A 12477-nucleotide genomic window follows, 5' to 3' on the forward strand; every position below is an offset into this window, starting at 1 on the left:
TCAATCTCTAAAGATATGACCTTTTGGGTTATGGATTATGCTGAATGGGTTATTTTTCTATATTTTAAGCAGCCAATTTTGTGGTCCAAATGAAATCTATTTTATTTATAGTTGCTATTTTTAGTTGCTTACAAGCTTCGACTCAAAGTGACTCAATTAACTTGAATGAAGTAGTTATAACGGCTACGAAGACTGAGCGCAGCTTGATTAGTGTCCCAATGCCGGTTTCAATAATCAAGGCTAAGATTATTAGTATGAGTGGATCCAGTAGATTGCAGGATATCCTGAGCGAACAAAACGGTCTGTCCATCGTGCCTCAAATTAACGGTTTTGGCAATGGTCTTCAACTTCAAGGTTTAAATCCAGATTATACCATGATTTTAATTGATGGGGAACCCTTAATTGGAAGACTTACAGGAAACTTAGAACTGAATCGGATTACGGTAGCAAATATTAAGCGAATTGAAATTGTAAAAGGCCCCAGCTCTAGTTTGTATGGTTCAGAAGCCTTGGGTGGAGTGATCAATATTATCACCCATTCACCTGAAGTAAGTAAGCTAAATCTTGGATTAAAATATGCCAGCAACAATACCTTAGATGCTTCGTTGCAAACGAATCTTATCAAGAATGATTTAAGTATTAGTGTTTTTGGCAATCATTTTAGGACTGCTGGTTTTGATTTATCGCCGAATATTTATGGGCAGACAGTATCGCCTTATTATAATTCGACATTGCAATTGAAATTGAAAAAGGATTTTAGAGAACGGCACATTTTTTCATTAAGTGGAAAATCTTATTTTGAAACACAAGAAAATGAATATCAAGTTGTCAATGGTTTAGATTCAATTCGGGTATTCGGACACGCTTATGTAAAAGATTTTAGTTTAAATCCGCAGTATAAGTTAAAGCTTGCAAATCATACTTTTATAAATACATCCGTTTATGGAAGTTTTTATGAAACCAATACACAATTATTTAAAAATGACAGCCGGGAGGTTTATTATACAGATAGTTTCCAGCAACTATTTATCAGACCTGAAATTCAGGCGAGTTGTTATTTTCAGGATTTTCAAAAGTGGACAGCAGGTATTGGAAGTGCATTTGAATCCGTGAAAACTTCGCGATATGCTGATTCAGAACAACGAAATCAGCAAACAAATTTTGTTTATATACAACATGAATGGACAATCAAAAATCGCTTTGAAATTGTCAGTGGAATTCGCTATGATCTCAACACAATTTATGGATCACAATGGAGTCCGAAATTTGCAGCACAATGGTCTGTTGGAAAACGTTGGAAGCTAAAAAGTTCATTTGGAACAGGGTTTAAAGCACCTGATTTTAGATATTTGTATTTGAATTTCAAGAATGCAGCTGCCGGATATTTTGTATTTGGTACCAATGAATTGAAATATCAAATTGAAAAGTTAAAAAATAATGGCGAAATTCAACAGCTCTTCTATGATGTCAATTTAATCGGAAAATTAGATCCTGAGAAGTCAATGGCGATTAATGCTGGATTTCAATTTTATTATAATGCTAATGGTCATGTTGATGTTAATTTTTTCAGAAATGATTTGGAAGGATTGATTGAGTCACAACCTATTGCTTTGACTATTGATCAAAAAACAATTTATTCCTATTCGAATATAAAAAGAGCTTTTACACAAGGTTTAGAATTTAGTGTGATTCATAAATTAAATTTCGGCTTACACATTGAAATGTCGTCACAAATTTTATTTGCAATGGATAAGGAGATCTTGGATCAAATTAATCAAGGTCAAGTTTTTGGAAGAGATCCGATTTCAAAAGAAACCTATCGAATCAAAAAATCTGATTATTTCGGATTATATAATCGTTCCAGACATACCGAATCTTTAAAACTTTTTTACGAAAACAAGAAACATCATTGGGATGCCAGTATTCGATTGATTTATAAAGGGAAGTTCGGAATTTCGAATACGGCGGGCAGTGTTCAAGGTAATATTCGTCCAGCTTCAGATATTAATGGCAATTCAATTTTAGATCAATATGATCAATTTGTTGATGGGTATATTTTGTGTAATGTGTCAATTTCAAAGAATTTATTAGATAAATTTAGAATCCAATTGGGGGCTGATAATCTTTTTAATTATATAGACTCGGATCATATCCCAAGTTTATTTGGGCGAAATTTATATTTAAATGTCAATTATAAACTTTATAAAAAATGATTATGAAAATCAATTATTATTTATTTTTACTAAGTATTTTATTTTCTTTTTATTCTTGCAGTGACGATCCTGTAACAATCAATGGAGTACGTTCAGTGAAAATTGTGAATTTACCAGCTGATCCAGCAACTAGTTATGATCCAACAAATGGTACCCCTATAGGGACTAAAAACTTATTTACTTTTTTTAGGTTTAGTGATAGTACAATTGTACCCAATACAGATAGTGCAACTGCAAAATGGGATATTGCATTTAAGGCAAGTACTATATTAATCAACAGCGGAACAAGTGGTCCAGGATTAGGTGCTGCTTTTGTTGAAACTGGTTTGTTTTCAGACATTAAGGAAGTTCCCGTATCTGGTATTTTTAAAACAGATTCAACCTTGGCAAATCTGGCCATTGGAAAATCTTGGTATACATATGATGCTGCTGCGATGGTTTTTAATCCAACACCAGGAAAAATATTCGTGATTAAAACTGCGGATAATAAATTTGTAAAAATGGAAATATTAAGCTATTATAAAGATTCACCAATAGCTCCGAATAGTAGAGCAGATGCTCCGCGTTATTATACATTTCGTTATGTATATCAGCCAAGTGGAAGTACTAAATTTGAATAATCATTCGATTTCATGAGAAATAGAAAAGCCCATCGAAATAAATCCATGGGCTTTTCTTTTTTTATGTAATTAAGCTTTGCCTAAAATGCATATCCAATTGCAAAAACAAAACGAGGAAGGATTCCTTCAAAATCTACCGTAGTATCTAGATTGTCATCTTTACCCGCAAAAATACTGTATTGAGGTCCCATTCCGAGTTCTAAAGTAAAGCCACTATCCCAAACCCATTGATACCCTAAGGTAGCCCCAATCCCAAATAAATTAAAAGAAGCACTATTATCGGTACCATCTTCTTTCGTTTTATTAATATCAAAACCAATATTTGGGCCTATGTAGAAACCTTCTGGTGCTGGCTTTTTTCGATTTGTAATATAAAAACGAAATTCAGCATCAATTCCAAATCCAGTCGTTTTTATATCACCAAATTTTCTGGAATAAAAGTTTCCTCCAAATTGAAATGAAGTTTTTTGATTTATTGCTTTTTCATAGCGCAAATTAATATTTCCAAATGCAAAGGCAAGTGGATTCGTTTTAATAATCTGGTTTTGACTATAAACCTGAATCATAAGAAACGATAAAATAAAGGAGAAGAAAATCTTTTTCATTTGTTTGTTTATTTAGTTAATTAAATTATTTTAAAAGGACTACCAATGATAGCCCATTGCAAACACTCCATATGGTAAAACACCATTCCCAAAAGTATCACCAACCAATGAATATTGTGGACCTAGTCCTAAATCAAGGGATACACCACTTTTCCAAACCCATTGATATCCTATTAAGGCGCCTATTGAAGTTTCAACATCGTCATCAATATTTAGTAACAAAATATTTGGACCTGCATAAAATCCAGCTGGGCTCGGACGATTTTTATGGGTAATATAAAATCTATACTCGCTCGTTGCTGCAAATCCACCATCGTTTCCAGCATAAAATCCCATACCTAAGGATAATGAGGATTTTGAGTTTAGAGCATGCTCATAAGTAGCGTGAAAGAAACCAGCAGCAAAAAAAATTGGATTTACTTTAATAATATTTGTTTGAGAAAATCCATTTCTGGACATTAAAAAACAGATACATATAAGCAGGAATATCTTTTGCATAAGTTCAAGCAATCAAAACATAAACATACTGAAATCCTTAATACGTTGTAAATAGTTTAATATTAACAATTAATGTATGTATAAAAAATACAATAACAAGAAAATATAAATATTAAATAAATATATGTGTTTAATTATTTAACTATTTCCAGTTTTTTATTCCAAAACTTGATACCTGTCTGAATTCGGATGAAACGTTTTCCAACTGTGCCAAAATTCCTGATAGGCATTGATATGTTTCAATTTTGGATGCTCTACAGATGTAAAATTCAATGATTCACCAGTAAAACGATAGTAAATCGAATTCATAAATAAGCTATCATTTCTAAATATAAATTTAGATTCCGGTGTAGGTCTTTCAAATGCAAAGAAACTTTTTTTGTCAGAAGAAAGTAATAATACAATAAAAGTATTTCCAATTTGATCAAGAATCATCTGATCTTTAATTAATTGATTCCAATCATAGGCTCGGCTATCATTTCCAATTTGAATTCCTATAATCCAGGATTTATCACTCCATGAACTACTATCTTTTTTGGTTAATTTACCTTTCGATTTACCAGCTTCATATAAGGCTAAGCTATCATACTTTATTTTATAAACAGGATCTTCCTGCATAATTTGAGTATTTGGATGTAAATCAATCCAGGTTTTTAAAGAAGTTTGCTGGGATGGAAATTCAGCTAAGAAGCTGCCCTTCAAAGGTCCAACCACACATTCTCCAGTTGATTGTCGCCACCAACTTTTGGTCGAATGATCCTCCAACAGGGCATTAAAATGATCCATTCCGACTAACCTAAAATTTTCTAACTTATGGTTTACAAGAGCTTCATAACATCTGCCCGTTCGGCAAACTGTGCAATAGGTTATTAAGATTGATTTGTCTCCAATTTTATCTGCTACTTGGTGATGGTAACCAATTAAATATATTGGATATGCTTTAAATTCACCATTCATTGAAAGGCCTAAGACCAGGCGATCAGGATCAATTTCATTTGAATCTATGGGTTTTAAAATTAAATTTTTTGGAGCATAAAACATTTTATCAGCTGGAAATTCAAAATTAAATTGATAAATCACAAAAAGTACAAAAAGGAAAACCAAGGTACTTAACCACTTCGATTTTTGAAAAGCAACAAGAAAGCCTGATATCATTGCAAGTCCAAGAAGGCATCGAATATACCATCTCCAGGAATAAAGTGAATATGCAAATTCCAATGAATTTATTTTTTGACTTCCCGGTAAAGGCATAATAAAATATACATTGGCAAATTCAAAAAGTATCCATAAAATCGATGCTGTATAAAATAAATATTTCATATTCTCTAACTTAAATTATGGTTCAAAGACAAATAAATTATTTTCGATATCAAACGCAATCAAGCCTTGATTTGAATAATACACTTTTAACTGGTCTTCATTTTCATAATTGCTATAAACATTTGCAAATTGATACTTACCTAATTTTATAGTGTTTAAAAATGCATACGTGCCAAGAAGTGCATCTTGAAAGCCCCTATCTAAAATAGGAATTTGTAAAACAAGAATTCGCTTAGGATCAAGTGGCGGATTTTTTAATTGAATATAAATTTGTAGAACATCCGCCATTTGAATATCATCTAAATTACTTTTTATTTCATCAACAACAACATCCAGAGAAAATTCTATTGCCAAGAGTTTGGAAAGTTTTGTCGAAGTCGTAAGTTTTGAAAAGAGGACTCTTGTGGAATAATTCACCACACTCATTTGGAGTGAATCCTCAGGACATAGAATTTTAAACTGAAGCGAATTTCCATCAACAGTTTCAAACAAATGAGTTACCGTGAGCATCATGGTATCATTAAATTGATTAATATATTTCAATTCTTGTAACTTAGAGAAGTTCACCCAATCCCTGCTGCGGGATGCAACTTGTAACGTCTCTGTATTATAAACCTTTGAACAAGGATTATAAGGGGTATCCTCTAGCGAACAAGAGAAAACTATTGATATTGGTAACAAGTATAAATAATATCGTTTCACCACACGCAATGGTTTATTAAAGATTAATTTCATTCTTTTACAAATCTAAGTTAAGGCATTTGTTTATAATTTGCATTAAGCCAATTCTAATTTCAACGAACTAACTTTATAAGATTGCCGGGATTAAATTGTTAATGTCTCTCAAAGAGTCTATTAAACAGTTAAATTCTTTGGAATTTTGTAGAATAATATATCAAAATGATCAAATTTAGAAAAGAATTAATAATCTCTGTGTTTATTGGAATTTTATTCGTGTGTTCGTGTAAATCGGATTCTAAGTCGAATGCAGAGAGTCAGGCAGCAGCCCAAGCTTTACCTGAAGAATCTCAAACAGGGCAAACTTATGCAGTTACACTAGATGGAAAGAGACTTTTAGAATTGCCGGAACCAGATTCCATAAAAGAGAGAAATAAGAAAAATTTAGATGACTCCAGAATGTTTTATCTCGGCCATTTAACAGAAGTCAAATCATTTATTGCCTATGGTTATCAATGCATTGAGTCTGGGTTGGTTGAAAATGCTATCCAGGTTTTGAGCAAAGGAATTGAACAATTTCAGAATACAGCGGATTTGTATTTATATCGTGGAATTGCCTCTGTTCAAGGTAGGCAATTTGCTTCTGCGGTGAATGATTTTTGGAAGGCAGGTAAAGCAGTGGAGGGCCAAAAAGACATCAAAGGTCTATTAGAAAAGTCAGAAACAGATAAGAAAATTAATGCTAGTTTGCATTATGAGATTTATAAATGGATGGGATTAGCTTTTCAATGTCAGGGTGATTTTTCGAATGCTGAAAAAATGTATGAAGTTTGTGGAGATTTTTCAAATAATTCTGATTTGTATTGTATGGCGTATTATTGGCAATATCAGTCTTATATGAGAGCAAACAGGCAAAAGGATGCTGAAGGAATTTTAACTACTATTGAACCAAAAATGTTTATTACGCCGGTAACAAAGCCTTATCTGGATGCACTTTTATATTACAAGGGAAGTATAAAGGAAGTGGATCTTGTAAATTTAGAAGAAAAGCCAAAGTCCTCCGCTGAAGCAAGAGATTGGAGTATAAAAGCTTATGCAATAGCAGTGAAGGCAATCATTGATAATAAACAGGCTAGACAAATCCAAGTTTTGGAAAAAATTCTGGAAAGTCCATTCTGGAATCAAATGCCATACATAGCTGCAGAAGCCGACTATCATGCTGTGAAAGGATTTAAGTATCAGGAAATGCAAACAAAAGAAATTAATTCAAATAGCAAAAAGTCAAAATAGTAACTGCTTTCATCGTTGATTTTTAAAGTATTGTCGATGAAACTTGGTTTTGGATTTTCCTTGTAATACATTTGAATTCTAAATCTTTAAATGTATGAATGAGAAACTTTTCAAGCCATATTCTGGTTGGATTTTCCTGGTGTTAATTTTTGTTTTTATTGGAGGCATTCTATTGTTGGAGCCAATTCCATTAAAGATCGTTTGCGCCATTATCATGTTGTTGATTACACCAGGCTTTATCATCGTGAATCCAAATGGTTCCAAAGTAATGACTCTATTTGGTAAATATGTTGGTTCTGTAAAGCAAGATGGTTTTTTTTGGGCCAATCCATTTTTCAATAAACGAAATATGTCATTGCGGGCTAGAAATTTTGAAAGTGAGCGATTAAAAGTCAATGATAAAAGAGGAAATCCAATTCAGATAGGTGTAATCCTGGTATGGAAGGTAAAAGACACATTTAAAGCTCAATTTGAAGTAGAAGATTATATGCAATTTGTTAAAGTACAAACAGATGCTGCAGTTAGAAAACTTGCAGGCAGCTTTGCTTATGACCATGTGGATGATCACAATGAAATTACCCTTAGATCTGAAGAAAGCGAGGTGAACAGGTTATTGGAAAAAGAACTACAGGAACGATTATTAATTACAGGAATAGAAGTGCTGGAAGCACGAATTGGGTATTTGGCATATGCACCAGAAATTGCTGCTGCGATGTTAAAACGTCAACAAGCTGAAGCCATTGTATCTGCTCGTTTCAAAATTGTGGATGGCGCGATTGGAATGGTAGATGGCGCTCTTAAACAATTGGCAGAGAAGAATATTGTAAGTTTAGATGCTCATGAGAAAGTTAGATTAGTAAGTAATTTAATGGTTGTTCTTTGTTCAGATAAGGAAACCACCCCAATTATTGAAACGAGTGCATAAAAATTCTTAAATTAGTTTAAAGAACGTAGCTATAGCAAAGCCTCTGCTTTTGTTTTATTTTTGCAAGAATGACGCTGGATGATTTTAAGCTATTATTGGAGGGCGGTATCCCAAAAGATCCGGGAGTGTATCGGTTCTTAGGGATCAACGAAGAAATTTTATATGTTGGAAAAGCCAAAAATCTTAAGAATCGCTTAAACTCTTATTTCGGCGATAAAAAGTATATTTTAGCAAAAACCAAAGCACTCGTTCGAAATGCTAAAAGTATTGAGTTTACGATAACGAATTCAGAGCAGGATGCCTTATTACTCGAAAATTCTCTTATTAAAACACACCAACCTAAGTATAATGTTATGCTTAAGGATGGTAAAACTTATGCGTATATCTGTATAAAGAAAGAGGATTTTCCCCGCGTTTTTTTTACTAGAAAGTTAATTAAAGATGGATCTACTTATTTTGGACCTTATGCGTCAAAATATAAAGCAGAAATTATTTTGCAATTAATTAAAACATTATTTCCATTACGTACCTGTAATCTTAATTTGTCTCCTACAGCATTATCTAAAAATAGTTATAAAGTTTGTCTGGAGTATCATATTAAAAATTGCAATGGTCCCTGTCAACATTTTGAATCCGTAGATGCTTACAAAAATAAGCTTGAACAAATTAAAAATATGTTAAAGGGACATCTTAAAAAGGTTCGGGAGTTTCTGCTTGATCAAATGAGATATCATGCTGAAAATATGGAATTTGAAAAGGCACAAGAGTGTAAAATTAAGCTGAGTGCATTTGAAGATTATCAAGGAAAATCAACAGTAGTAAGTACCTCCATTAAGGATGTTGATGTGTTTTCAATCGCATGGGATGACAACGATGCTTATATTCATTTTTTAAAAGTTATAGATGGGGCAATTATACATACCTACACCTTAGAGGCAAGTAAAAATTGTGATGATGATCCTGCCCAGATCCTTTCTCTTGCAGTACCCATGTTAAGGGAAAAATTTGATAGTATTGCGCCTGAAATCATCGTACCGCTTTTAGTATGTATCCCTGATAAAGAAGTAGAAATTACGATTCCAAAAGTTGGTGACAAGAAAAAACTTTTGGACCTTTCGATAAGTAATATTCAGTATTATCAAATGCAGAAGCGAAGGGAACAGATGAATAAAGGGAGTAAATTATCTCCAACAGAGCGAATACTTAAAACCTTGCAAAATGATTTGCATTTGAAAGAAGTTCCCTTTCACATAGAATGTTTTGACAATTCAAATATTCAAGGTACAGACCCTGTTGCTGCTTGTGTAGTATTTAGAAATGCAAAGCCATTAAAAAAAGATTATCGCCATTTTAATATAAAAACCGTAGAGGGTCCAAATGATTTTGCATCTATGGAAGAAGTGGTATACAGAAGATATAAACGCCTGATTGATGAAGGTCAAACCTTACCTCAGTTGGTCATCATTGATGGTGGTAAAGGTCAATTGTCATCTGCTATGAAAGCATTGCATGTTTTGGATTTGCACTCAAAAATGACAGTAGTTGGTATTGCAAAAAAATTGGAAGAAATCTATTTTCCGAATGATCCAATTCCGTTACATATAAATAAAAAGTCAGAATCTTTACGCCTTATTCAACAATTAAGAAATGAAGCGCATCGTTTTGGTTTAACATTTCATAGAAACCAGCGATCTAAAAATTTTATTAAAACGGAGTTAATTAATATTCAAGGAATCGGGGTAAAAACGGCACAAAAACTTTTAACAAGATTCGGTTCAGTTCACGGGATTAAAAATGCCCATCTTGATGAAATTGAAAAATCTGTTGGTAAGGAATTGGCAAAGAAATTAATTGCACATTTTGATTTGCATCATGTAGAAATTAAAGACGATCATTAAATTGAAATCAATGAAGGTAATAGTAACAGGAGGATGTGGTTATATTGGAAGTCATACCATGGTAGATTTAATTCAAAATGGCTTTGAAGTGATTTCTGTAGATTCATTGATTAATTCTAATGAAGATGTATTAGTCGGTATTGAAAAAATTACAGGTCAAAAGGTTAAAAATTATCAAATTGATTTATCTAAAGCGGATAGTTGGAGGCTTATAGAAAAGAATGAATCGGGAATCATTGGAATCATACATTTTGCAGCATTGAAAGCAGTTGGAGAATCTGTTAAAAAACCATTGGCCTATTATGAAAATAATGTAGGTGCATTGATGCAAGTACTTGAATGGATGAATTATTCAAATATTCCAAATTTGATTTTTTCATCTTCATGCACAGTTTATGGAGAATCATCTGATTTACCTGTTGTTGAGTCCGCAGAATTCAGACCGACAGCATCTCCATATGGTCGAACAAAACAAATTTGTGAGTGGTTGATCCAGGATTTCTTTAAGACATCCGGTAAAAAGGCTATCTCCCTCCGGTATTTCAATCCGGCAGGAGCACATGACTCAATCCTTATTGGTGAAGCTGCATCTAATATAGCCTTAAATTTAGTGCCTGTAATTACAGAAACTGCTATAGGTAAACGAAAGTCAATGACAGTCTATGGCTCGGATTATAATACAAAAGATGGTACTTGTATACGCGATTATATTCATGTTATGGATTTAGCGGAGGCGCATACTTCGGCACTCCAATATTTGCTTAGTACTAAGCAAGAACTGCCGGATGATGCGTTCAATCTTGGCATGGGAAAAGGATTGAGTGTATTGGAAATTATTAAAGCCTTTGAAAAGGTAAGTGGTTTGAAATTTAATTATGAACTTGGCCCCAGACGACCCGGAGATATCCCGGCCATTTTTGCAGATTCAACAAAAGCAAAGAGACTTTTAAATTGGGCGCCTAATCGAACTGTTGATGATATACTGAGAACAGCGTGGGAATGGGAAAACGTAAGAAATTAAAAAATCTTTTTTCTATTGCGATTTTACATGTCATTTGAATAAGATCATTCGAATCAATAAATCAACTGAAATTTTATCATTGCAGGATCTTTTAAATGTTATAATAGATTTGGTAATAAGTAAACTGATTGAATATAAAACATAATAACTTTACTGCGAAATGCCTTCTATTCTTAGGAAACTTGCACGAAATCCAAAAACCTTATTTCTGGTAGATGGCTTAGGAGCTTTGCTCACTGCTTTTTTATTGTTTGTAATTTTGATGCCATTCAACAAGTATTTTGGAATGCCATTGGAAGTATTAAAATTCCTTGCGATTTTGGCAGGAATGTTTTGTATTTATTCGTTTGCATGCTTTTTCTTTTTATCCGACAATTGGCATGCATTCCTATTTGCAATCAGCATTGCTAATTTGCTATATTGTTGTTTGACAATAAGCCTTGTAATTTATTATTACCAAAGGCTCACCATTTTAAGTTTGACTTACTTTTTAGTAGAAGTCATTTTAGTTAGTGGACTTATCTGGCTTGAAATAAAAGTATTACGCAAGTAAATACAAATGTCAAAGGTTTTGTATTTTAAATATCATTATAAAATTATTCAAACCACTATTTTCACATAGGTAAAATAACGATTCAGATTCTTGCTAGGAATATTTATGCAAGTGTTTATATTGCTGCATCGAATGAACCACAATCTAAGGGGTCGACTACTTTGAAAAGCTAAAATTCAATTTAATATTGCTAAGATTGTCCACGATATTCAGAAGAGTAGAAAAATTTGTTGGTTTAATATGATTTCAATATAAATTTTTATAAAAATTTCAATAGTTTATAAGTAATTGCTTTAGCTTGATTGTTGTAGAATATATTTTCTCCAAAAATAACCTCCAATTAATACAAAAAATGAAATCAACCCAATAAATTGTAATTCTGCTTTTAAAATATACCATCCATATTCAGTGAAGAAAGCTTGTAAGTTTAATGGTGAAACAGGTATGGGTCTAATAGAGAAAAAATATCGATCCGCCAAAAAGGGAGTAAAAAATCCTACTCCCAAACCTCCAGTTGTCATGGCATCAAAAAGTCCATGGCTTATGGTGCACAAAAAATAATACCAACAAATGTTTAAAAATTTGATTTTATCTTTTCTAAACTCTTTAAAAAAGAGGGCAGTAATGATGATACTAAGTATGAATGCAAATACAATGGAATGGCTTAATCCGCGGTGTCCGAATATAGAATCATAGGGGATGCCATATTCAAATCCCAGGACATCCAAATCAGGAATTATTGCACAACTAACAGACAAAAGTATTGTTGGTAACAATTTTGCTTTATAAGGTCTGAAGGGTGTCAGACTAAGAGCAAAAAGGGCATGGCCAAAAGCAGATGGCATAATTAGGTAGT

Annotated in this window: 12 protein-coding genes; 7 read left to right on the forward strand and 5 right to left on the reverse strand. The window is 32.8% G+C overall.

Annotated elements, in window-relative coordinates:
• The first annotated feature begins 89 nt into the window (after positions 1-89).
• A complete protein-coding gene (locus IPO86_06260; protein MBK9727706.1) occupies positions 90-2213 on the forward strand; it encodes a TonB-dependent receptor in 2124 nt (707 codons plus the stop codon).
• A gap of 2 nt (positions 2214-2215) precedes the next feature.
• Entirely contained in the window at positions 2216-2833 is a 618-nt protein-coding gene (locus IPO86_06265) for an HmuY family protein (protein ID MBK9727707.1), read from the forward strand.
• Between the two features lie 80 nt (positions 2834-2913).
• Here IPO86_06265 and IPO86_06270 read toward each other — a convergent pair whose 3' ends face one another.
• From IPO86_06270 to IPO86_06285, 4 genes are all read right to left on the reverse strand, one after another.
• Positions 2914-3438 (reverse strand): DUF3575 domain-containing protein, encoded by a 525-nt coding sequence (locus IPO86_06270; protein MBK9727708.1) that lies wholly within the window; start codon positions 3436-3438, stop codon positions 2914-2916.
• A gap of 39 nt (positions 3439-3477) precedes the next feature.
• Positions 3478-3936, reverse strand: coding sequence for a hypothetical protein (locus IPO86_06275; GenBank protein ID MBK9727709.1), 459 nt, complete (start codon positions 3934-3936; stop codon positions 3478-3480).
• A gap of 156 nt (positions 3937-4092) precedes the next feature.
• Complete coding sequence (locus IPO86_06280; protein MBK9727710.1) at positions 4093-5256, reverse strand: DUF3179 domain-containing protein; 1164 nt, start codon at positions 5254-5256, stop codon at positions 4093-4095.
• Positions 5257-5271: 15 nt separating this feature from the next.
• Positions 5272-5991: a hypothetical protein gene (locus IPO86_06285; protein ID MBK9727711.1), complete on the reverse strand. Its 720-nt coding sequence runs from the start codon at positions 5989-5991 to the stop codon at positions 5272-5274.
• A gap of 165 nt (positions 5992-6156) precedes the next feature.
• Here IPO86_06285 and IPO86_06290 point away from each other — a divergent pair, with 165 nt between their 5' ends.
• From IPO86_06290 to IPO86_06310, 5 genes are all read left to right on the forward strand, one after another.
• Positions 6157-7224 carry a hypothetical protein gene (locus tag IPO86_06290; GenBank protein MBK9727712.1) on the forward strand — a complete coding sequence of 356 codons (1068 nt, stop codon included), beginning with the start codon at positions 6157-6159 and terminating at the stop codon, positions 7222-7224.
• Between the two features lie 94 nt (positions 7225-7318).
• Complete coding sequence (locus tag IPO86_06295) at positions 7319-8149, forward strand: SPFH domain-containing protein (protein ID MBK9727713.1); 831 nt, start codon at positions 7319-7321, stop codon at positions 8147-8149.
• Between the two features lie 68 nt (positions 8150-8217).
• Positions 8218-10047 carry an excinuclease ABC subunit UvrC gene (uvrC, locus tag IPO86_06300; GenBank protein MBK9727714.1) on the forward strand — a complete coding sequence of 610 codons (1830 nt, stop codon included), beginning with the start codon at positions 8218-8220 and terminating at the stop codon, positions 10045-10047.
• A 10-nt stretch (positions 10048-10057) separates the two neighbouring features.
• Positions 10058-11068 (forward strand): UDP-glucose 4-epimerase GalE, encoded by a 1011-nt coding sequence (gene galE / locus IPO86_06305; GenBank protein ID MBK9727715.1) that lies wholly within the window; start codon positions 10058-10060, stop codon positions 11066-11068.
• A gap of 160 nt (positions 11069-11228) precedes the next feature.
• Positions 11229-11621, forward strand: a complete 393-nt coding sequence (locus IPO86_06310; protein ID MBK9727716.1) for a hypothetical protein — start codon at positions 11229-11231, stop codon at positions 11619-11621.
• Positions 11622-11914: 293 nt separating this feature from the next.
• Here IPO86_06310 and IPO86_06315 read toward each other — a convergent pair whose 3' ends face one another.
• Positions 11915-12466, reverse strand: coding sequence for a metal-dependent hydrolase (locus IPO86_06315; protein MBK9727717.1), 552 nt, complete (start codon positions 12464-12466; stop codon positions 11915-11917).
• Between the last annotated feature and the right edge of the window lie 11 nt (positions 12467-12477).

This window comes from Saprospiraceae bacterium, assembly GCA_016717265.1.
GTDB lineage: Bacteria > Bacteroidota > Bacteroidia > Chitinophagales > Saprospiraceae > Vicinibacter.